This window comes from Nocardioides sp. zg-DK7169 (genome assembly GCF_013155365.1).
Lineage (GTDB): Bacteria > Actinomycetota > Actinomycetes > Propionibacteriales > Nocardioidaceae > Nocardioides.
Genome location: NZ_JABJRA010000007.1, coordinates 234588 through 256217 on the forward strand (window position 1 = coordinate 234588; position 21630 = coordinate 256217).

The 21630-nt window shown below is 73.1% G+C and carries 20 protein-coding genes and 1 tRNA gene; 3 read left to right on the plus strand and 18 right to left on the minus strand.

The genetic code is table 11. The features are described from left to right. From nrfD to selD, 4 genes are all read right to left on the minus strand, one after another. On the minus strand, positions 1 to 1110 hold the full coding sequence (gene nrfD, locus HOQ23_RS13455) for an NrfD/PsrC family molybdoenzyme membrane anchor subunit (RefSeq protein ID WP_172215105.1): 1110 nt from the start codon (positions 1108 to 1110) through the stop codon (positions 1 to 3). Continuing rightward, on the minus strand, positions 1107 to 2069 hold the full coding sequence (locus HOQ23_RS13460) for a 4Fe-4S dicluster domain-containing protein (RefSeq protein ID WP_172215106.1): 963 nt from the start codon (positions 2067 to 2069) through the stop codon (positions 1107 to 1109). The genes nrfD and HOQ23_RS13460 overlap by 4 nt, the downstream gene beginning before the upstream one ends. Then, the gene (gene fdh / locus HOQ23_RS13465) at positions 2066 to 5410 is read right to left on the minus strand and encodes a formate dehydrogenase (protein WP_172215107.1); all 3345 of its coding nucleotides are present in this window, start codon (positions 5408 to 5410) and stop codon (positions 2066 to 2068) included. Before fdh ends, HOQ23_RS13460 begins: the two co-directional genes overlap by 4 nt. A gap of 67 nt (positions 5411 to 5477) precedes the next feature. Further along, complete coding sequence (selD, locus tag HOQ23_RS13470; RefSeq protein WP_172215108.1) at positions 5478 to 6488, minus strand: selenide, water dikinase SelD; 1011 nt, start codon at positions 6486 to 6488, stop codon at positions 5478 to 5480. Between the two features lie 97 nt (positions 6489 to 6585). Here selD and HOQ23_RS13475 point away from each other — a divergent pair. The 3 genes from HOQ23_RS13475 to selB all read left to right on the plus strand — a co-directional run bounded on the left by HOQ23_RS13475 (position 6586) and on the right by selB (position 9832). After that, positions 6586 to 6680 (plus strand) — tRNA-Sec (locus HOQ23_RS13475). 41 nt (positions 6681 to 6721) lie between these two features. Further along, positions 6722 to 8044 (plus strand): L-seryl-tRNA(Sec) selenium transferase, encoded by a 1323-nt coding sequence (gene selA / locus HOQ23_RS13480; protein ID WP_172215109.1) that lies wholly within the window; start codon positions 6722 to 6724, stop codon positions 8042 to 8044. Positions 8045 to 8047: 3 nt separating this feature from the next. After that, a complete protein-coding gene (gene selB / locus HOQ23_RS21595) occupies positions 8048 to 9832 on the plus strand; it encodes a selenocysteine-specific translation elongation factor (RefSeq protein ID WP_172215110.1) in 1785 nt (594 codons plus the stop codon). 12 nt (positions 9833 to 9844) lie between these two features. Here selB and HOQ23_RS13490 read toward each other — a convergent pair whose 3' ends face one another. From HOQ23_RS13490 to HOQ23_RS13555, 14 genes are all read right to left on the minus strand, one after another. Continuing rightward, positions 9845 to 10132, minus strand: coding sequence for a pyrimidine/purine nucleoside phosphorylase (locus HOQ23_RS13490; RefSeq protein ID WP_172215111.1), 288 nt, complete (start codon positions 10130 to 10132; stop codon positions 9845 to 9847). An 81-nt stretch (positions 10133 to 10213) separates the two neighbouring features. After that, a complete protein-coding gene (locus HOQ23_RS13495) occupies positions 10214 to 10582 on the minus strand; it encodes a VOC family protein (protein ID WP_172215112.1) in 369 nt (122 codons plus the stop codon). 106 nt (positions 10583 to 10688) lie between these two features. Further along, the gene (locus tag HOQ23_RS13500; protein ID WP_172215113.1) at positions 10689 to 12101 is read right to left on the minus strand and encodes a ferrous iron transporter B; all 1413 of its coding nucleotides are present in this window, start codon (positions 12099 to 12101) and stop codon (positions 10689 to 10691) included. Then, positions 12101 to 12952 (minus strand): FeoB small GTPase domain-containing protein, encoded by an 852-nt coding sequence (locus HOQ23_RS13505; RefSeq protein WP_216654200.1) that lies wholly within the window; start codon positions 12950 to 12952, stop codon positions 12101 to 12103. The genes HOQ23_RS13500 and HOQ23_RS13505 overlap by 1 nt, the downstream gene beginning before the upstream one ends. Continuing rightward, positions 12949 to 13182 carry a FeoA family protein gene (locus HOQ23_RS13510; RefSeq protein WP_172215114.1) on the minus strand — a complete coding sequence of 78 codons (234 nt, stop codon included), beginning with the start codon at positions 13180 to 13182 and terminating at the stop codon, positions 12949 to 12951. The genes HOQ23_RS13505 and HOQ23_RS13510 overlap by 4 nt, the downstream gene beginning before the upstream one ends. Beyond that, a complete protein-coding gene (locus HOQ23_RS13515) occupies positions 13179 to 13898 on the minus strand; it encodes a metal-dependent transcriptional regulator (protein ID WP_172215115.1) in 720 nt (239 codons plus the stop codon). Before HOQ23_RS13515 ends, HOQ23_RS13510 begins: the two co-directional genes overlap by 4 nt. A gap of 152 nt (positions 13899 to 14050) precedes the next feature. Next, positions 14051 to 14257, minus strand: coding sequence for a hypothetical protein (locus HOQ23_RS13520; RefSeq protein WP_172215116.1), 207 nt, complete (start codon positions 14255 to 14257; stop codon positions 14051 to 14053). 14 nt (positions 14258 to 14271) lie between these two features. Continuing rightward, complete coding sequence (groL, locus tag HOQ23_RS13525) at positions 14272 to 15921, minus strand: chaperonin GroEL (protein WP_172215117.1); 1650 nt, start codon at positions 15919 to 15921, stop codon at positions 14272 to 14274. A 108-nt stretch (positions 15922 to 16029) separates the two neighbouring features. Then, positions 16030 to 17055: an NAD(P)-dependent alcohol dehydrogenase gene (locus HOQ23_RS13530; protein ID WP_172215118.1), complete on the minus strand. Its 1026-nt coding sequence runs from the start codon at positions 17053 to 17055 to the stop codon at positions 16030 to 16032. Next, the gene (locus HOQ23_RS13535) at positions 17052 to 17804 is read right to left on the minus strand and encodes an iron-sulfur cluster assembly protein (RefSeq protein WP_172215119.1); all 753 of its coding nucleotides are present in this window, start codon (positions 17802 to 17804) and stop codon (positions 17052 to 17054) included. The genes HOQ23_RS13530 and HOQ23_RS13535 overlap by 4 nt, the downstream gene beginning before the upstream one ends. Next, the gene (locus HOQ23_RS13540; RefSeq protein WP_172215120.1) at positions 17801 to 18844 is read right to left on the minus strand and encodes an amidohydrolase family protein; all 1044 of its coding nucleotides are present in this window, start codon (positions 18842 to 18844) and stop codon (positions 17801 to 17803) included. Before HOQ23_RS13540 ends, HOQ23_RS13535 begins: the two co-directional genes overlap by 4 nt. Before the next feature lie 95 nt (positions 18845 to 18939). Continuing rightward, positions 18940 to 19278 (minus strand): propane 2-monooxygenase effector subunit MimD, encoded by a 339-nt coding sequence (mimD, locus tag HOQ23_RS13545; RefSeq protein ID WP_216654201.1) that lies wholly within the window; start codon positions 19276 to 19278, stop codon positions 18940 to 18942. Positions 19279 to 19280: 2 nt separating this feature from the next. Next, the gene (locus HOQ23_RS13550) at positions 19281 to 20387 is read right to left on the minus strand and encodes an aromatic/alkene monooxygenase hydroxylase subunit beta (protein WP_172215122.1); all 1107 of its coding nucleotides are present in this window, start codon (positions 20385 to 20387) and stop codon (positions 19281 to 19283) included. A gap of 53 nt (positions 20388 to 20440) precedes the next feature. Next, positions 20441 to 21499: an FAD-binding oxidoreductase gene (locus tag HOQ23_RS13555; RefSeq protein WP_216654202.1), complete on the minus strand. Its 1059-nt coding sequence runs from the start codon at positions 21497 to 21499 to the stop codon at positions 20441 to 20443. Positions 21500 to 21630 lie beyond the last annotated feature (131 nt).

Consider the following 21630-nt stretch of genomic DNA (forward strand, 5'->3'; position numbering starts at 1 on the left):
TCAGGACGCGGCGACCGGCCCCTCGGGGTCCTCGGGACGGTGTCGCGCCGGCCCCTCACGCTCCATGCGCTGGCGCTGCGAGACGACGGTGTACTTCGGGTCGCGCGCGGAGGCCTGACCGGCCTCGAACACCCCGAGCCTGATGCACGCCGAGCCGGCCATCAGCGCCGCCCCGGACAGCACGGAGACCGCGCGGCTGCGCACCGGCAGCGCGGCGCCCACCGCGCCGGCCACCGTCAGGGCGCGCGCGGCGCGCATCAGCCGGCCCGCCTTGCCCTCGTGCAGCGGCTCCGCGGTGACGCCCATCGAGCGCTCCATGCGGCGTTCCGCGGCGAGCTCGAGCAGCGCGCCCCCGACCGCCAGGCGGCGCGCGGGCCCCGTCTCGTGCGTCGGTGCACCGATCAGCCCCAGCCCCGACGCCGCGGCCGCGGCCGACCCGACGAAGACGAACGGCAGCTCGCGGTACGCCTCGTGCCACGACGGGGTCGCGGTGTCGGAGAGCAGCACGGCGGTGTAGCTCGCGACCGGCGGCGCGAACACCGCGGCCACCAGACCGGCCGGGCGACCGACCGCCTCCACGAGACGCAGCGGCCCCCGGAGGCGTACGTCGTCAGGGAGCATCGAGACCACCTCGGCGGCGGCCGCGGCCCCGGCGAACGGGCCGTAGGCGGAGAGGATCCAGGTGCCGACCGACATCGGCGAGGTCAGCTTGGCGACGCGCAGCATGTGGAGGAACCGCGAGGGGCGGCCCAGGTCGTGGACCAGCGCGACCATCGAGAACGACAGCGCGCCGATCGCCCCCAGCCGCCCGACCCGTCGCAGGCCCGGTCGCCCGGTCAGGTCGGCGCCGGCCGACAGCAGCGAGGAACCGGCCGCCAGCCCGCCGGCGAAGAGGTAGGCCGGGATGTCGACCTCCCACGGCGACGGCTTGACGATCGGGCGCCCGTAGTAGGAGGTGAACTCCGCCGCCGGCACCATCGAGCGCTCGCCGCCGCGGCGGCGTCGTCCGCCGCCGCGTCCGCGTCCGCCACGCCCGTCGCCCCGGCCACCACCACGGCCGTTGCCGCCCGCGCCGGAGCGGTCCTCCACCTGGCGCAGCGTGTCGCTCATCGGCTCCTCCCCACGAACGCGAGCGCCGCGCCGGCCAGCAGCGCGCCGGCGGCGGCCCCGGCCCGGCGGAACATCCGGGGCAGGTCGCGGGTGGTGACGACGGGGTCCGGCGGGAAGCCGTAGACCTCCGGCTCGTCGAGCAGGAGGAAGAAGGCGCCGGTGCCGCCCACGCCGTCGTGGGGGTCGTTGCCGTAGAGCCGGGCGTCCATCACCCCGGCCTCGTGCAGGCGCGCGACGCGCTGCTCGGCGCGCTCGCGCAGCTCCTCGACGTCACCGAACTGGATCGACTGGGTCGGGCAGGCCTGGGAGCAGGCGGGCTGCTGCCCGGCGCCGAGCCGGTCGTAGCACAGCGTGCACTTCTGGGCGATGCCGACGTTCTTGGCGCCCTCGGGGCCACGGCGCCGCTCGATCACGCCGTACGGGCACGCCGGGACGCAGTAGCCGCAGCCGTTGCAGATGTCGTCCTGCACCACGACGGTGCCGAACTCCGAGCGGAACAGCGAGCCGGTCGGGCACACGTCGAGGCAGGCGGCATGGGTGCAGTGCTTGCACACGTCGGAGGACATCAGCCAGCGGAAGTCCGGCACGCCGTCCTGCGCGGCCTCCTCGGCGCCGTCGGCCAGCATCCCCCCGAGGATGTCGTCCTCGGCCGGGCGCCGCGTCGGCATCCCGAGGTCGACGGTCGGCTGGCGCTGGCGCGGCTGCTCGATGAAGGCGACGTGGCGCCACTGGTTGGAGTTCAGCGAGTGGGAGTTGTCGTAGGACGTCGCCGTCATGTCGAAGTGGTCGGCGGGGACGTCGTTCCACTCCTTGCACGCCACCTCGCAGGCCTTGCAGCCGATGCAGATGCTGGTGTCGGTGAAGAACCCCTTGCGCTTCGGCTTGTCCTCGCCGTAGCCGGCGTCGGCCGCGGGGTCCAGCGGACCCCACAGGTCGAACTCGTTGAACAGGCTCGTCATGGCGTCTTCCCGTCGCTGCTGTCGTCGTCTGGTCCCCACCGCTCGACCGGGTCGCGGTGCTGGCTGACCTCGGAGGCCGGCCCGGTGGTCACGATCGGGCTGCCCGGGTCGAGGTCCACCCCGGCACGGTGCTGGTGGTCCATCACCAGGCTGCGCAGCGCCGGACCCGTCGGTCGCCTCCCGGCGATCACGTCACAGGTGCCCACCTTGGACTCCTGGATGAGCACGTTGGGGTCCAGGCTGATGCCGAACAGGTCGTTGGCGGAGTCGCCGGTGACGATGCCGCCCTGACCCCAGTGGTAGGGCAGCCAGACCTGGTGCACCTCGCGGCCGTCCACGCGCAGCGGCACCAGCCGCTCGGTGACCAGCACCCGCGCCTCGATCGCGGAGCGCGCCGTGATGATCGTGGCCCACCCGCCGTTCTCCAGGCCGCGCTGCTCGGCGAGCGTCGGCGAGACCTCGATGAACATCTCCGGCTGCAGCTCGGCCAGCCTGGCCACGTAGCGGCTCATCCCGCCCGCGGTGTGGTGCTCGGTGAGCCGGCTGGTGGTGAAGACGTAGGGGTAGACCTCCCCGTGCAGCTGCGGCGGGGTGGGGTTCATCGGGTTGTCGGGGCGGTCGTACTCCTTGCGCACCGGGTTGCCCTGCTGGCCGTACATCGGGTTGCGGAACGGCGACTCGACCGGCTCGTAGTGCGTCGGCATCGGGCCGTCCACGAGCCCCTGCGGGACGTAGAGCGCGCCCTTCCCGTCACCCTGCATGATGAACGGGTCGTTGCCGGCGATGCCCACGACGCCGTCGGAGCCCTCCGGCGGGACGTAGTCCGGGGACTTGGTGAGCTCGAAGTCCGGGACGTCCTTTCCCACCCACTGGCCGGCCTCGCCGGCCTCCGGGTCCCACCACAGGTAGGCCTTGTTCTCGCTCCACGGGCGGCCCTCGGGGTCCGCCGAGGCGCGGTTGTAGAGCATCCGGCGGTTGGCCGGCCACGCCCAGCCCCACTCGGGGGCGACCTCGGACTGCTCCGAGCCGGGCTTGCGGCGCGCCGCCTGGTTCACGCCGTCCTTGAAGACGCCGGTGTAGATCCAGCAGCCGCCCAGGGTCGAGCCGTCGTCCTTCATCTCGTTGAACGACGACAGCGGGCGGCCGGTCTCGACCTCGTAGCCGTTGATCTCGCGCAGCACCGCCTCGGCGTCCGGCTCGTCGCGCTCGCCATGGACCGGGTAGTCCCAGGCGAGGTCGAGCAGCGGGCGGTCGCGGTCCAGCGTGGAGTCGGCGTAGCGCTCCCGCACCATCCGGCCGAGGTGGTAGAAGAACCACAGCTCCGAGCGGCAGTCGCCGGGTGCCTCGAGCGCCTTCTCACGCCACTGCAGCATCCGCTGGGTCTGGGTGAACGTGCCCTCCTTCTCCACGTGGGAGGCGGCGGGCATCAAGAACACCTCGGTGCGGCACTGCTCGGGCACGATCTCGCCGGTCTCGACCTCCGGGGAGTCCTTCCAGAACGTCGCGCTCTCGATCTCGAACAGGTCGCGGACGACCACCCAGTCGAGGTTGGCCATGCCCAGGCGCTGGGCGCGCCCGTGCGCGGAGCCGACGGCGGGGTTCTGCCCGAGCAGGAAGTAGCCCTTCACCTTGCCGTCGATCATGTCCATGACCGTGCGGTAGGTGCCGTGGTCGCCGGTGAGGCGTGGCATGTAGTCGAAGCAGAAGTCGTTCTCGGGCGTCGCCTGCTCGCCCCAGTACGCCTTGAGCAGGTTGACGCCGTAGGACCGGGCGTTGCCCCAGAACCCCTTCGCCCCCGGCAGCCGGACCGCGTCGATCCACCCGTCGAGCGTGTCGTGCACGCCGGCGCTCGGCATCGGCAGGTAGCCCGGCAGCAGGTTGAACAGGGTGGGGATGTCGGTGGAGCCCTGGATGCTGGCGTGACCGCGCAGCGCCATGATGCCGCCGCCGGGGCGGCCCATGTTGCCGAGCAGCAGCTGGAGGATCGCGCCGGTGCGGATGTACTGCACGCCCACGCTGTGCTGGGTCCACCCGACGCTGTAGACCAGTGCGGTGGTGCGGTCGCGCCGCGAGTTCTCCGCCCAGGCCTGGGCGACCTCGAGGAAGTCCTCCTCGCTGACCCCACAGGTGCGCGCCACCATCTCGGGGGTGTAGCGGGCGTAGTGACGCTTGAGGATCTGGAAGACGCAGCGCGGGTGCTGCAGGGTCTCGTCGCGCCGCGGGTGGGCGCCCACCTGCATGCCGTGGGACTCGTTCTGCATCCCCGACGCGGTCTCGCGCTGGTGCTCCTGGTCCGCGGCGCTGTCGGCCTGCGCGGCGCCGTGACCGTTCTCGGACTCGTACTGCCACGACTGCGGGTCGTAGGTGCGGCTCTCGGGGTCGAACCCGGAGAACAGCCCGTCGAGGTCCTCGGTGTCGACGTAGTCCTCGCTCACGATCGTGGCGGCGTTGGTGTAGGCCACGACGTACTCGCGGAAGTCCAGGTCGTTGCTGAGGACGTGGTTGATGATCCCGCCCAGGAACGCGATGTCGGTGCCGACCCGGATCGGGACGTGCTTGTCCGCCAGCGCGCTGGTGCGGGTGAAGCGGGGGTCGACGTGGTAGACTTTCGCGCCCCGGGCCTTCGCCTCCATGACCCACTGGAAGCCCACCGGGTGGGCCTCGGCCATGTTGGAGCCCTGGATCACGATGCAGTCGGCATTGGCCAGGTCCTGGAGGAACCCGGTGGCGCCGCCCCGCCCGAACGAGGTCCCCAGACCGGGGACCGTGGCGGAGTGTCAAATACGCGCCTGGTTCTCGATCTGTAGCGCGCCCATCGCGGTGAAGAGCTTCTTGATGAGGTAGTTCTCCTCGTTGTCGAGGGTCGCTCCTCCGAGGCTGGCGATGCCGAGCGTGCGGCGCACCTTGCGGCCCTGGTCGTCGAGGTCCTGCCAGGTGTCGTTGCGCGCCTTGACGACGCGGTCGGCGATCATGTCCATCGCCGTGTCGAGGTCGAGCTCGGTCCACTCGGTGGCGTACGGCGCGCGGTACTTCACCGCGGTCTGGCGCAGCGAGCTGGTGACGAGGTTCTTGCTGGCCGAGCCCTTCGGGCACAGCCGCCCGCGCGAGACGGGGCTGTCGGGGTCGCCCTCGATCTGCACGACCTGCTCGTCCTTGACGAAGACCTTCTGCCCGCAGCCGACCGCGCAGTAGGGGCACACGCTGCGTGCGACCCGGTCGGCGGTCTCGGTGCGTGCCTCGATCTCCTCGGTCGCCGCCGAGCGCGCCGCGGCGCCGCGACCCAGACGGTCGGCGCCGGTGAACTGGCGCACGACGGGCCAGGAGAGGAACGACTTCGCCATGGACCCTCCTTCGACGCTGCGTGCGGTGCCTGTGCTGCGGGACGTGCCGTCGGGCGTGGTGTCGAACCTACCTGACGACCAGCGGGTGCTCGCCTGCCTCGACGATCTCCCCGACGACCGGGTACCCGGGTATCTCTCCGGCAATCAGCAGCCCGCCCGAGGTCTGGGCGTCGGCGAGCAGGACCAGCTCGTCCTCGCTCACGGAGGCGTCGAGGTGGGGGCGCACCCAGTCCAGGTTGCGCACGCTGCCGCCGGGGACGTGGCCGGCGGCGTGGGACTCGCGGGCCGCCTCCAGGTAGGGCACCGCCGCGCTGTCGACGACGGCGCTCACGCCGCTGGCGCGGGCCATCTTGTACAGGTGCCCGAGCAGGCCGAACCCGGTGACGTCGGTGGCCGCGGTGCACCCGGCGGCGAGCGCCGCGCGGGAGGCGTCGCGGTTGAGGGTGGTCATCGCGGCGATCGCGTGCTCGAAGCGCTCACCGGTGGCCTTGTGGCGGTTGTTGAGCACGCCGAGGCCGAGCGGCTTGGTCAGGGTCAGTGGCGTGCCCGGGCGGGCCGCGTCGTTGCGCAGCAGCCGGTCGGGGTCGCCCATGCCGGTGACGGCCAGGCCGTACTTCGGCTCGGGGTCGTCGATGCTGTGCCCGCCCGCGAGGTGGCAGCCGGCCTCGAGCGCCACCTCGGCGCCACCGCGCAGCACCTCCGCGGCGAGCTCGAACGGGATCCGCTCGCGCGGCCAGGCCAGCAGGTTGACCGCCAGCACCGGCTCGCCGCCCATCGCGTAGACGTCGGACAGTGCGTTGGCCGCAGCGATCCGGCCCCAGTCGTAGGCGTCGTCGACGACGGGCGTGAAGAAGTCCGCGGTCGCGATGACCGCGCGACCGCCGGCGATGCGGACCGCCGCGGCGTCGTCGCCGTGCTCGAGGCCGACCAGCAGCTCGCCGACCTCGCCGGTGTGCACGGTGCCGCGTCCGCCGGGCAGCCCGGCCAGCACCCGCTCGAGCTCGCCCGGGGGGACCTTGCAGGCACAGCCGCCGCCGGCGGCGTACTGGGTGAGGCGCACGGTGGGGGTCGCGGTCATGCTGCGACCCTACGAGGACCACCCGAGGACCGCGAGGCTCTCGGCCGGGCCGCCCACGCGCTGGGGCCGATGTCCTAGGGTGACCTCGACGTTGCGGGGAGGCGTTCCTCGTCTGGTGACGGGCGCGGTCCTCAAAACCGTTGTGGCCGAGCACCTCGGTCAGGCGGGTTCGATTCCCGTCCGCCTCCGCCAACGTCGTGGCCGCCGGAGCGAGCAGAGGCGAGAGGACGCGCGTGGAGGACCCCCGCCGGGCGACGCCCCGCACCGATCACGTGCTCGCCGACCCGCGGCTGCGCGAGGCGGCCGCACGCCTGGGCCCGGCCCTCGTGAAGCGCACGGTCGTCGAGACCCTCGCGCGCTGCCGGGCCGGCGAGCTCGCCCCCGCCGACGTCGCCGACGCCGCGCACGCGGCGCTGCCCGCGTCGGCCAGCGCGCTGCGCCGCGTCGTGAACGCCACCGGCGTCGTCGTGCACACCAACCTCGGGCGCGCACCGCTGTCGCCGGCCGCGGTCGAGGCGATCGGGGTGGCCGCGGGCGCCACGGACGTGGAGCTCGACCTCGCGACCGGGCGCCGGGGCCGGCGGGGCCGCTCCGCGATGGCGGCCCTGGCCGCGGCGGTCCCGGACGCCGGCGGCGTGCACGTGGTCAACAACGGCGCCGCGGCCCTGGCCCTCGTCACCTGCGCGCTCGCCGCCGGGCGCGAGGTGGTCATCGCCCGCGGGGAGCTGGTCGAGATCGGCGACGGGTTCCGCATCCCCGAGCTGCTGGAGTCCGTCGGCGCGCGGCTGCGCGAGGTCGGCACCACCAACCGGGTGCGCCTCGCCGACTACGCCGAGGCCGTGGGCGAGCAGACCGCGTTCGTGCTCAAGGTGCACCCCTCCAACTTCCTGGTCTCCGGCTTCACCTCCAGCGTCCCGGTGCGCGAGCTGGCCACCCTCGGGGTGCCGGTCGTCGCCGACATCGGCTCGGGCCTGCTGGCGCCGCACCCGCGGCTCCCCGACGAGCCCAGCGCCGCCGCCGCGCTGCGCGAGGGCGCCGACCTGGTCACCGCGTCCGGCGACAAGCTCCTCGGCGGGCCGCAGTGCGGGCTGATGCTGGGCAGCGCCGAGCTGGTCGAGCGGCTGCGGCGCCACCCGTTCGCCCGCGCGCTGCGCGTGGACAAGCTGACCCTGGCCGCCCTCGAGGCGACCCTGGCCGGGCCGGTCCCGCCGGTCCCCCGCGCCCTCGACACCACGGCGGACGCACTGCTGACACGTGCCTCCGCGCTCGCCGCCGCCCTCGCCGACCTGCCGCGCCTCGGGGCCCGCGCGGTGCCGAGCGAGGCGGCCGTCGGCGGCGGCGGGGCGCCCGGCGTCGTGCTTCCCAGCGCCGCGCTCGCGCTGCCGACCGCCCTCGAGCGCCCGCTGCGCCTGGACCCCGAGCTGCCCGTCGTGGGCCGGGTCGAGTCCGGCCGGCTGCTGCTCGACCTGGTCGCGGTCGAGCCCTGCGACGAGGACGCCGTGATCGCGGCGGTGCGACGCGCGGCGTACGCCGTCGGGCTGGGCGAGGGGGCCTGAGCCGTGCACGTCGTGGCCACCGCCGGGCATGTCGACCACGGCAAGACCACCCTGGTCGACGCGCTGACCGGCATGCGCTCGGACCGCCTCGAGGAGGAGCGCCGGCGCGGGCTCTCGATCGAGCTGGGCTACGTGTGGACGACGCTGCCCGAGGTCGGGCAGGTCGCCTTCGTCGACGTGCCGGGGCACGAGCGGTTCGTCCCGACCATGCTCGCCGGGATCGGCCCGGTCCCGGCCGTGCTGCTGGTCGTGGCCGCCGACGACCCGTGGATGCCGCAGGCCGCCGAGCACCTCGCGGCCCTCGACGCCCTCGGCGTGCGCCACGGCGTCGCCGCGGTGACCCGCAGCGACCTCGCCGACCCCGGGCCCGCGGTGGAGCGGGTGAGCGCCGAGCTGGCCCGCACCTCGCTGCGCGGATCACCGGTGGTGGCGGTCTCCGCGCGCACCGGCGAGGGGATGGACGCGCTGCGCGCCCACCTGACCGCGATGGTGGCCGCGCTGCCCTCCCCCGCCCCGGACGCCGACGTGCGGATGTGGGTGGACCGGCGCTTCACCGTGCGCGGCGCGGGCACCGTGGTCACCGGGACGCTCCCGGCCGGGACGCTGGCGCCCGGCGACGAGGTCGAGGTCGACGGGCTGCGCGGCCGGGTGCGCGGCGTGCAGGCGCTCGGCGAACCGGTCGAGGCGGCCCAGGGCGTGGCCCGCGTCGCGCTCAACCTGGTCGGCGACGGGCTGGAGGAGGTGGACCGCGGCAGCGTGCTCGTGGCCCCCGGCCGCTGGCACCGCACCGACCTGCTCGACGTCCGGGTCGCCGGGGACGTCGACGCGCTGCCCGCCCACCCGCAGCTGCACGTCGGCGCCGCCTCGCTGACCGCGCGGGTGCGTCCCCTCGGCGAGGGCCTGGTCCGGCTGTCGCTGGACCGCCCGCTGCCGCTGCGCGTCGGCGACCGGGCGCTGCTGCGCGACCCGGGGAGCCGCCTGATCTGGGGCCTGCGCGTCCTCGACCCCGCGCCACCCGCGCTGCGCCGGCGCGGGGCTGCCGCGCGGCGGGCACGGGCGCTCACGGCGACCTGGGCCCGGGCCGGCTGGGACGGCGCGCCCGACCTCGGCGCGGAGGTCGCGCGGCGCGGCATCGTCGACACCCGGATGCTCACCCGCATCGGACTGACCCCCACCGACCCGCTGCCGGAGGGCATCACCCGAGCGGGGCGGTGGCTGGTCGCCGACCGGGCCGCCAGCGCGCTGGCGCGACGGGTCGCGGCGCTGGTCGCCGAGCACGACAGGGATCGCCCGCTGGACCCCGGCGTACCGCTCACCGCGCTGGCGGAGCGCCTCGGTGTGCCCTCGCCCGAGATCGTGGCCGCGGTCGTCGCCGCGCCGCTGACCGTGCGCGGGGGCCGGGTCGTGGCCGCCGCCGCGTCGCCCGCGCTGCCGCCGGAGGTGGAGCGCGCCGTCGCCGCGATCCGGCGCGACCTCGCCGCCTCGCCGTACGCCGCGCCGAGCGCCGACCGGCTGCGTGAGCTGGGCCTGGACCCGCGCCGCGAGGCGGCAGCCGCGAAGGCCGGGCTGCTGCTGCGGGCGGCGCCGGGGATCGTGCTGCTGCCAGGCGCGGACCGGGAGGCGGCGCAGCTGCTGGCGGCGCTCCCCCAGCCGTTCACGACCAGCGAGGCCCGCCAGCACCTCGGCACCAGCCGTCGGGTGGCGCTGCCGCTGCTGGACCACCTCGACCGGGCCGGCCTCACCCGGCGGCTGCCCGACGACCGCCGCGAGGTGGTCGCCCGGGGGTGAGGCCGGACGGCCTCAGCCCAGGTAGTCGCAGCGGTACGCCGCCGGGGCCACCACCCGCACGTCGAAGCCGCTCGAGCCGGGCACGTCGAAGGCCGTCCCGGAGCCGTACATCAGCCAGTCCTCGGTGCCGTCGACGCGCACCAGCAGCTCGCCCTCGAGCACGCTCATCCGCTCGGGCGCGTCGGTGCCGAAGTGGTACTCGCCGGGCGCCATCACGCCGAAGCTGACCGGGCCGGAGGCCGCGTCGAAGCCGAGGCTCTGCACGCCGTCGTCGAAGTAGGTGTGGTGGGAGATCGTCATGCCGCCAGCCTGCCGGACCCGGCCCCCACTCCCCCGCCGCGTCTCACGACCGCTGGTCGAGCCGTCGAGACCCTCGGGCGTCTAGGGGCAGAGGCAGAAGGGGTGGCCGTCGGGGTCGATCATCACCCGCCAGGTGGCGCCCTCGGGCTGGTCGTCGGCGACCGTCGCGCCCAGCGACCGCGCGTGCTCGGTGGCCCGGTCCAGGTCGGAGACGCGCAGGTCGAGGTGGAACTGCTGGGGCCGGTCCTGGCCCGGCCACTGCGGGGCCGTGTAGCCCTCGACGGTCTGGAAGTTGAACTCCGAGCCGAGCAGCGAGGCCGAGGCGACGCCGTACTCCGGGTAGACGCCGGTGACCTCGCCCCCGGCGAGGTCGGCGTAGAACTGCGCGGTCCGCGCCGCGTCGGGGGTGTCGATGGTGAAGGCGATCAGTTCGGTGACGTGGTTGCTCATGGACCCACCATGCGCACGCCCCGCGACGCCCCTCAACCCCCATCTGGGCCGCATCCGGGCCATTTCCGGACCGCTCCCGGACCACGCCGGGCCGGACGGGCCGGTCCTACGCCACCGCCCGCCACACCAGCGCGGTGGTGGCGGTGACGGCGCACGCCAGGACCAGCGGCAGCAGCGTGGCCACCGCCGTCCACCGCACCGACCCGGTCTCGCGCCAGATCGTCAGCACGGTGGTGCTGCACGGGTTGTGCAGCAGGCTGAAGAGCATCAGGTTCACCGCGGTCAGCAGGGTCCAGCCGCCGATCTCCACCAGCACCGTCCCCGCCTCGGCGTCGGGCAGGTCGAGCATCACCCCGGCCGAGGCGCCGGAGAGCACCGAGGGGTCCAGCGTGAGCGTGAGCATCAGGATCGTCGGGATCACGATCTCGTTGGCGGGGATCGCCACCAGGTAGGCCAGCAGGATCACGCCGTTCAGCCCGAGCAGCCAGCCCACCGGCCCGAGCCCGGAGACCAGGTGCGCGGCGAGCGGGTCGCCGGCCACCGTGATGTTGCCGAGCAGCCAGATCACCGCCCCCGCCGGCGCGGCCATCACCAGCGCCCGGCGCAGCACCTTGAAGGTGCGGTCCATCATGCTCGTGCGGACGGTGCGCCACACCTGCGGCGGGCGGTACGGCGGGAGCTCCAGGGAGTACACCGACACCTCCCCGCGCAGCACGGTGCGCGACAGCGCCCACGACACGACCAGGGTGGTCGCGATCCCCAGCAGCGCCACCAGCACCACGCTGCCGGCGGCCGCCAGCCCGGCGACCGCGGGTGGCGCGGCCGCGCCGACGAAGATCGTCCCCATCAGGATCAGGGTCGGCCAGCGCCCGTTGCAGACGCTGAAGTTGTTGGTGACGATCGCGATCAGCCGCTCCCGCGGGCTGTCGATGATCCGGGTCGCGGTGACCCCGGCCGCGTTGCACCCGAAGCCCATCATCATGCTCAGCGACTGCTTGCCGTGCGCCCCGGCCCGGGCGAAGAGCCGGTCCAGGTTGAAGGCCACCCGGGGCAGGTAGCCGAAGTCCTCCAGCAGCGTGAACAGCGGGAAGAAGATCGCCATCGGCGGCAGCATCACCGCGACCACCCACGCGGTGCCCAGGTAGGCGCCGTCGACCAGCAGCCCGGTCACCCACCACGGCGCCCCGGCCGCCACGAACCCCTCGCGCAGCCAGCCGTGGCCGCGGTCGACCAGCAGCGAGTAGAGCAGGTCCGAGGGCGCCGCGGCCCCGGCGACGGTGAACCAGAAGACCGCGTAGAGCAGCAGGCCCATCACGACGAAGCCCCACAGCCGGTGGGTCAGCACCCGGTCCAGGACCTGGTCGAGGGCCGGCCGCGCGCGGGTCTGGTCGCTCGACACGGTGTGCCGCGCGATCCGGTCGGCGTCGGCGTAGATCCCGGCGACCACGTCGTCGCCGAAGTCCTCGGGCAGCCCACGGCGCAGCCGCGACGCGGCGTCGAGGAGCGCCGCGCTGCCCATCAGGCGCTCCGGGCGACCTGGGAGCGGGCGACCTGCGAGCGGGCGAGCCCCGCGAGGCTCCCGTCGCGCAGGGCGCGCTCGGTGCCGAGGTCGCCCTCCAGCAGCCGCAGCGCCACCCAGCGCGCGTTGGCCAGGCCGGGGTACTCCGCCACGAGCAGCGCGGTCAGCTCCTCGACCGCCCGCGCCGTCCCGGGCGGCAGGGCGGGCCCGGGCCGGGCCGGTCGCACCGGCCACGCGCCGTGGGCCACTGCCGCGACCTGCTCGAGCAGCTCGCCGATCCCCTCGCCGCGCCGCGCCGCCATCGCTACGACGGGCACCTCGAGCTCGCGGGACAGGTGGCGCACGTCGAGGCCGATGCGGTGGCGCCGCGCCTCGTCCATCAGGTTCAGCGCGACCACCACCCGGCCGGTCACCTGGAGCACCTGCAGGACCAGGTTGAGGTTGCGCTCCAGACGGGTGGCGTCGACGACGACCACCACGACGTCCGGGTCGGCGAACAGCAGGAAGTCCCGGGCCACGTCCTCGTCCCTGCTCGTCGAGAGCAGGGAGTAGCAACCGGGCAGGTCGACGACGCGGTAGGTCCGTCCCCCGGCCGCGCACGCGCCCTCCGCCCGGACCACGGTGGTGCCCGGCCAGTTGCCGACGTGCTGGCGCAACCCGGTGAGGGCGTTGAAGACGGTGCTCTTGCCGGTGTTGGGGTTGCCGGCCAGCGCCACGACCGCGTCGCAGCCGCCGACGTCCAGCCCGAGCCGGCGCAGGTTCGCGGTGTTGTGCACCGCGCAGGAGCCGCACTCGGCGCCCGGGGGCGCCGCCGGGCGCGCGGTCGACGGCATCGGCAGGTCGGCGCTCACGGCTCGACCGCGCGTTCGACGTGGATGCGGCGCGCCTGCACCCGGCGCAGCGCGATCACCGTCCCGCGGACCAGGTACGCCGTGGGGTCGCCCAGCGGGCTGGTCCCCTCGGCGACCACCTCCGCGCCGGGCAGCACACCGAGGTCCATCAGCCGGCGCCGCTCCGGCCCGCGCGCATCGATGCGGGTCACCACGGCCCGGGCCGCGCGCGGCACCTCGTCGAGCGTCATGCGCCCACCGCCCCGGAGCCGACCCGGCCGTGGATCAGGTTGACCACCGCACAGCTCAGGACGCTGCGCCGCTCCCCCACCCGCACCCACATGGGGCCGGTCTCGGAGGGCCGCCGCTCGACGCTCAGCCGGACGCCGGGCCCGATGCCGAGGTCGGCGAGGTGGCGCAGCGCGGCGCTGTCGGTGTCGTAGACCCGCTGCACCAGGAACTCGTCGCCCGGCTCGCTGGCGGCCAGCGGGGTCTCGCCGTGCTCCTCGTGGCTCGACGCCCGCGGGATCGGGTCGCCGTGCGGGTCGCGCTCGGGGAAGCCGAGGGCCGCGTCGATCAGGTCCTCGAGCCGGTCGCTGAGGTGGTGCTCGAGGACCTCGGCGTCCTCGTGCAGCTCGTCCCAGGGCACCCCGAGCACCCGGTGCAGGAACGTCTCCAGCAGCCGGTGGCGTCGTACGACGGCCCGCGCGTGGTCCTCGCCGTGGCCGGTGAGCAGCACCCGGCCCCAGCCGGCGCGCTCGACGAGCCCGCCGTCGCAGAGGCGGTGGAGCATGGCGCTCACCGTGGGCGGGGCGACCGCGAGCCGGGCCGCGATGCCCGAGGTGCTGGCCGCCTCGCCGTGCGAGGTGAGGGTGAAGACGGCCTTGAGGTAGTCCTCGACCGTCTCCGTCAGCTCGATGCCGCGGCACTCCCCGCAGCTCTCCCGACGTGTCGTCCCAGTCGTCATGCGGCGACGTTAGAGTCCTCTCACCTCGCTCCCTGTCGCAATTTGAGATGCCCCCGCGACCGGGGTCGCGGGGGCATCTCGGGCTCGGGGAGCGCCGTCGGCGGGGCTTGTTCGGGGCTCGTCGGGGCTCGTCGGGGCTCGTCGGGCCGTCGTCACGCGGCCATCAGCGCGAGGCCGGTGAGCACCATGGCCACCGCCACCGCCCCGAACCAGGGCGCGAGCCGGTTGCTCAGCTCGATCCGGCCGTGGACGCACCGGGGCACCGAGCCGGGGTCGAGCAGGTGCACGCACACCGTGCGCAGGCCCACGAGACCCCCGATCAGGAGACCCTCGACGAGCAGCCAGGTCGCGGTGTCCACGGCCGGTTCCCCGCCTAGTAGATGTTCGAGGGCCGCACCATGCCCTCGGCCAGGTCGCCGAAGCCCGGCGCCATGATCGCGCCGGGATTGACCAGGACCTCCTCCACCACGGCCGTCTCCGTGGTGATCAGGAGCGCGGCGATCGAGGCGGCGCTCTCCAGCGCGGCCCGGGTCACCTTGAGCGGGTCGATGACGCCGTCGGCGACCAGGTCGCCGTACTCGCCGGTGAGGGCGTTGAAGCCCTGCCCGAACGGCATCTGCGCGACCCGGTCCACGACCTCCTCGCCGTCGTAGCCGGCGTTGATCGCGATCCAGCGCAACGGCTCGGCGAGCGCCCGGCGCACGATCTCGCGCCCGACCGCCTCGTCGCCGGTGAGCTCGACGCGCGACACCGCGTCCTGGGCGTGGACCAGCGCCGCGCCACCGCCGGGCACCACGCCCTCCTCCAGCGCCGCGCGGGTGGCGGCCAGCGCGTCCTCGACGCGCAGCATCCGCTCCTTCAGCTCCACGCTGGTCGCGCCGCCCACCTTGATCACCGCGACCGTGCCGGCGAGCCGGGCCAGCCGGAGCTGGAGGCTGTCCTGGTCGGCGTCGATGCGGGCCCGCAGGAGCTGGCCCTCCAGCTGGGCGATGCGGGCGTCGAGCAGCGCCTTCTCGCCGTGCCCGCCGACGATGGTCGTGGCGTGCTCGGTGATCGAGATCCGGTCGCAGGAGCCGAGGTGCTCGGCCGAGACCTCCGCGAGCTCCAGCGCGGTGTCCGTGGCGACCACCCGTCCGCCCAGCGCGATCGCGAGGTCCTCGAGCTCGGCGATGCGCCGGTGCCCGAAGCCCGGCGCGCGGACCACCACCGACTGCATCGTGTGGTGCATGTTGCCGCCCACCAGCAGCTGCAGGGCGGGACCGTCGACGTCCTCGGCGAGCACCACGAGCGGCCGGTCGGCACGCTTGGCCGCCTCCAGCGTCGGCATGATGTCCTGCACCTGGGAGATCTTCTTGTTGGTCAGCAGGATGACCGGGTTGTCGTAGACGGCCTCCATCCGCACCGGGTCGGTGACCATGTAGCCGGAGATGAACCCGTGGTCGAACTCGATCCCGTCGACCACCTCCACCGACAGCCCGAGGGTGTCGGACTCCTCGGTGGTCACCACGCCGGTGCGCCCGACCCGGTCCACCGCCTCCGCGACCACCTCGCCGATCGACTCGTCGTCGCTCGCGGCCAGGGTCGCGATCCGCTCCAGGTCGTCGCGCTGGGAGACCTCCGTCGCCAGCCCGGCCAGGGTCTCGACCAGGATCGGCACGGTGCGCTCGATCCCGCGGCGTACGCGCATCGGGTTGGCGCCGGCCTCGACGGCCCGCATCCCCTCGCGCACCATGGCCTGGGCGAGCACCGTCGCCGTCGTGGTGCCGTCGCCGACGACACCGTTGGTCTTCATCGCGACCTCCTTGACCAGCTGGGCGCCCATGTTGGCGAACGGCTCCCTGAGCTGGATCTCCCGGGCGATGGTGACGCCGTCGTTGGTGATCGTCGGCGGTCCGGTGAGCTTCTCCAGGACGGCGTTGCGCCCCTTGGGGCCCAGCGTCACCTTCACCGCGTCGGCGAGCGCGTTGACGCCGGACTCGAGGAGGCGTCTCGCGTTGTCGTTGAACTGCAGTTCCTTGGCCATGTCGAGCAACCCTTCACGTGCATCGTTGGTCTGTGGGTGGATCCGAGCTGTGGTCCTTCTGTCGTCCGTGCCGTACGTCGTACGGGTCGAGCGGTGCGGGCGCTGCGGTCAGGGGACGAGGATCGCCCGGCCCCGGACCGCCCCCGCGTCGAGGTCGTCCAGCGCTCGCTGGAAGTCCTCGAGGGGGTACTTGGTGGTGTGCAGGGTGACCGCGCCCTGGGCGGCGAGGGTCATCAGCTCCTGCAGGTCGGTGTAGGAGCCGACCAGGTTGCCGATGAAGTTGATCTCGGTCGAGATCACGTCGATGGTCGGCACGTCGATGTTCTCGCCGTAGCCGACCACGTAGTAGTTGCCGGCCCGGCGCAGCATCGCCACCCCCTCGGAGGTCGCGCCGCCCTCGCCGACGAAGTCGATCACCGCCTCGGCGCCGGCGCCGCCGGTCAGCTCCAGCACCCGGTCGACGTGGCTGCCGTCGGCGAGGAACGTGACGTCGGCCCCGATCTCGCGGGCCAGGTCCAGCGCCTCCTGGTTGCGGTCGACGACCACCAGCCGCGCCGCCGAGATCGCCTTGAGCACCTGGATGCCGATGTGCCCCAGCCCGCCGGCGCCGATCATCACGCAGACGTCGCCGGGGCGCAGCGCCCGCGCCGCCTTCGCCACCGCGTGGTACGCCGTGAGGCCCGCGTCCGCGAGCGCGGCGACGTCCGCGGGCTCCAGGGAGTCGTCGAGGCGCACCACGCTGCGCGCGCTGGTGCGCAGCAGCTCCGCGTAGCCCCCGTCGGTGTCGATGCCGGGGAACTGGCTGTTCTCGCAGTGCACGTCGTCGCCGAAGCGGCACGCGCGGCACAGCCCGCAGGTGATGAGCGGGTGCACGATCACCTTGTCGCCGACGGCGACGTTGGTGACCGCGTCGCCGACGGCGTGCACCCAGCCGGCGTTCTCGTGGCCGATCGTGTAGGGCAGGTCGACCCCGCTCTTGGCCTCCCACTGGCCCTCCAGGATGTGCAGGTCCGTGCGGCACACGCCGGCGCCCCCGATGCGCACCACCACGTCGTGCGGGCCGCTCACCTGCGGCTCCGGCACGTCGGCCAGCTGGAGCTTGGTGTGGTAGCCGACCACCTGCACTGCCTTCATGACGTCCTCCTCGTGTTCGTGATCCGGGTCGCCAGGTCGGCCCCGTCGGGGCCGTCGGCGTACCGCGTGGCGAGCAGCCCGCGGCAGAAGTGGGAGTTGCCCTCGATCGAGATCCGCACCGAGGTCGCGAAGCGCAGCCGCAGCGGGATGTCGTCCGGGGGAACCGGGCGGCCCTGGTCGTCGACGAAGACCTGCTCGTCCGGGCCGGTGCCGAGGCCGAGCGCGGCGCGCCGGCGCAGCAGCGCCGACGTGCGCTCGCCCTCGGGCAGGTTGCGCAGCCGCAGCCGGTAGACGTCGGTGACCGCCATGCCGGTGTTCCTCAGCCGCTCCTCGACGCACCGCTCCATGGCGGCCGTGTGCGCCTTGCGCCGGAAGGTGAGCCGCAGCTCGTCGAGGCTGTCCTCGGCCTCGACCCCGAAGGTGCCGCGGTAGCCGGCCTCGGCCTCCAGGCCGGCGTTGATCTTGTCGGAGTCGTGGTGGTCGTCGAGGAGCACCCGCACCTCCCCGATGCCGGGGACGCCCCGGAGGGCGTCCACGGCGTCGGAGGCCATCAGGTAGGCGAAGTTCGGCGAGCAGAAGGACGTCGGCAGCCGCAGGTGGACCCGCACCCCGACGTCGTCGATGGCGATCGAGCGCACGAAGCCGAGGTCGGTGATCGGCTCGTCCAGCTCGGGGTCCACCACCGTGCCGAGGGCCTCCAGGACCGCCGCCTCGACGGCGCCGTCGACCGAGAGCGCGGCCCGTGTCATGACGACACGGCCTCCTGCGCACCCGGTGCCACCTCGGCCTCCGGGTCGTCGGCGGAGGTCGGCAGCCGCAGGTGCTCGGGGACGTCGAGGTCGTAGAGGGCCGCCGCGTTGAGGCCGAGGATCTTCTTCTTCTGCTCGACCGTGATCGGGGCGTACTCGGTCATGTCCTCGGGGATCTGGAAGTCCACGAACCGCTCGATGAGCCACTTCGGGGTCCACAGCGCGTAGTCGCTCGCGAACACGATCTTGTCCTCGCCGAGCCAGTACAGGAGCTCGCCGATGATCTGGGCGAAGTAGCGCGGCCGGGTGTGGATGAACGGGATCGCGACCGCGAGCCCGCCGATCACGTTGGACTCCTGGGTGGCGATCCAGCAGAAGTCCTCGAGGCGGGGCAGGCCGACGTGCTCGACGATGAACTTCAGGTCCAGGTAGTCGGTGGCGACCTTGTCGACGTCGGCGACGTCGAAGGCATCGCGGTCCAGCGGCCGGATCGTCGGGCCCTTGTGGACGTGGATGTTGGTGATCCCGAGCTTGATGCACTCCTCGAGGTAGCGGCGCGACCACGGGTCGTCGAGCTTGTAGCCACGCGAGTCGCCGTGCCACTCCGCGGTGTAGAGCTTGACCCCCTTCAGCTGCATCCGGTCGGCGTCACGGCGCAGCTGCTCCAGGCCGGCCTCCTCGTTGCGGGGGTCGTAGGCGTGGTTGTAGGTGAGGAGGTCGGGGTGCTTCTGGGCGAGGGCGAAGGCGTCCTCGGTCTGTCCGAAGTTGTTGACGTAGAAGTCCCCCAGGAGCGTGGCCTGGAAGATCGCGTGGTCGGCGTAGCCGTCCTCGAAGATGTCCTTCATCAGCCGCTCGGCGCCGTAGTAGGTGTAGGTGTCGTAGTCCCACACCTCCTCCTCCGGGCTGAGGTTGCGGTGGTAGTCGTAGAAGCAGTCGATGAACTGCTTGCCGTGCACGTTCTTCTGGTTCGATTCGCGTGCGTCCCACAGGTGGATGTGCTCGTCGACGATGTAGTAGTCCTGGCCGTCCTTGCTGTACATGGCTGCGCTCCTCGTCTGCGGTGGTCTGCGGTGGTCTGTGGAGTCCCGCCCGGGGTCACAGACCGGGGCCCCGGGCGGGACGTGGGGGGCAGCGCTCAGCTGCTGGCGGTGAGGTCGAAGCCGATGTACTCCGCGGCGTCCTCGGGACTGGCGAAGAGCATCGTCTTGTCGTCGAGGTGGACCATCCGGCCGTAGTGGGTGGAGCTGATCTCCTCGAACACCGCGCCGTCGAACTCGCTGCCGAGCGCGTCGGTCAGCTCGCCGTAGTCGAACTCCAGGAGTCGCACCCCGTCGACGCGGATCATCGAGGGGTACTCGGTGAGCTCGACGCCGTCCTTGGCGCCCATCACCTCGGCGACCACGCGGCCGGTCGGGGTGTTCATCAAGGTGACGCCGCACTTGTTGGAGAACTCCGTGGCGGATCCGAATTGCATGCTCACTGGTCCAGCTCCTTCGGGATGTCGAGCTCGAGGTCCTCGAGCAGCGAGGCGAACTTCGAGGTGGCGTTGGCGAGGCTGGTCGCGAAGGTGACCGGCTTCTCCGCCGGCTGGGACCAGATCGGCTGGAGCGCCCGTGCGGCGTCCAGGCAGCGCGGCACCCAGGTGTCCAGCCAGGTGCCGAAGAGCTCCTTGTTGGCGGCGCCGTACGTCTCGTCCTGGGTGAGCATCCGGTACAGCGCCCGGGTGTAGCCCAGGTCGCGGTCGTAGTCGTGCTCGCCGGTGCCGACGATCGTCGGGGTGATGTAGTCGCCGTTGCGGGCGGCGACCTGCATCACCAGCTCGGTGCGGAACAGGGAGCCGACGAGCTGCTCGAAGACGATGTTCGTGGCGAACAGCAGCTCGCACCAGTCCCCCACCGCCGTCAGCTGCTCGACGACCTCGCGGGTCGGCTGCCACTCCGGGGCGCTGTGCCACACCTCGCGGTGCGCCTGGCCGTCGAAGGGCCGCTCGGCCTCGGAGAGGTCGAGGTTGAACAGCGCCAGGTCCTGGGCGAAGCGCATCTTGTGCGCCGCGTTGACCGCCACCGCGGTGTTGATCATGTTCGTCGGGCCGGAGCGCTGCACGGCGGTGAACACGTGCAGCGCGAGGCCGTTCTCGGCGTGCATCCAGGCGCCGACGTTGCGCTCGATGAACTTCAGCCACGAGGGGCTCCAGGCGTCGTAGGCCCGGGCCCGCTTGGCGTTCCTCAGGCACAGCTCGACCTGGTGGACCACCGCGGAGTTGTTGCGGTAGATCGACTGCTCCCACTCCTCGTTGGGGTCGAGGAAGGCGTGCCAGTTCGAGGACCTCGCCTCGGTCCACTCCTTCGGGTAGCCGCCGGGGCCGTCGGCGAAGCCGTAGATCCAGCCCTGGGACAGGTGCCGCTCGGGGTCGGGCTGCACGTCGACGGTGACGTCCTCGTACATCGTCGCGCGCAGCTTCGCGGGCTTGTAGTAGTTGTAGACCCGGCTCTTCGAGCTGGGGAAGGTCAGGGCGCCGGCCTCGGAGTCGGTGAACTCGATCCGGGGGAAGCTGCGTTCCTTCTGGTCGCTGATGTCGGCCATGTCTGTCTCCGTTGCCTGGCTGGGATGGATGGCGAGGTGGGGGCGCCGGACGCTCAGTCCGCCGTCGTGGGGCTGGTGAAGGAGTCGTGGAAGACCTGGTCCGCGGGCACGCCCTGGACCTCGAGGAAGGTCATCGCCGCGTCGACCATCGGCGGCGGGCCGCACAGGTAGACCTCGGTCCTGGCCAGGGCCTCCTCGCGCCGCGCGACGACGTCGGTGACGTTGCCGGGCTCCGCCACGAACGCGTACGCCGACGGGTCCTGCGGCATCGACTCGGAGAGGCAGACCACGAACTCGAAGTCGCGCAGCTTCTCCCCGAGGGTGGCGATCAGGTCGACGTAGAAGACGTCGTCCGCCGTGCGGGCCCCGTAGTAGAAGCGCACCGGGCGGGTGCTGCCGGTCTCGTGGAGGTGACGCAGGAGCGAGAGGATCGGGGCCATGCCGGCGCCGCCGCCGATGCAGACGACCGGGAGCGCGTGGCCGTCCTTGAGGGTGAAGGAGCCGTACGGGCCGGTGAGGTCCAGCGGGTCGCCGACCGCCAGCCCGTTCTCGAGCAGCGCGGAGAACCGGCCGCCGGGGTACTTCTTGATGAGGAACTCCACCTCCCCCGGCGTCGACTGGGTCGTCGCCATCGAGAACGAGCGGTGCTCCTCGGTGCCGGGGATGCTCAGGTCGGCGTACTGCCCCGGCTTGAAGTCGTACGTCGTGGGCTCGACCGCCGTGAGCCGCAGCGACACGATGTCGCGGGTGACCGGCTCGATGGCGCTGACCCGGGTCCGCACCTGCTGGATCGGCACCCCGCCGAGGAGCTCGTCCTCGTCGAAGTTGAGCAGCTCGATCGTGCAGTCGCTGAAGGCGTGGGCCCGGCACAGCAGGACGTAGCCCTCGTCGACCTCGGCGTCGTTGCAGGCGAAGGTGGAGTAGCGCTCCATCTGGATCTCGCCGTCCAGGATGTAGGACTTGCACGCCGAGCACTGGCCCTCGCGGCAGCCGTGCATCAGGTGGATGCCCTGGCGGAACGCGGCGTCGAGGATCTTCTCGTCCTCGCCGACCTCCATCTCGATGTCGACGGGCTCGAAGGTGATCTTGTGCTTGCCGGGTGTGTCGGGCACGAGAGCTCCTCTCCTCGCTCTGGGGGCCTGCTGAGCACTGCTTCAGGGTCGGGCGGCCCGTCGGTCGAGCCGGCCGGGACGGGGCGTCGGGCGTCCAGCCCACACCGGACCGGACGCCAACGCATCGGGAC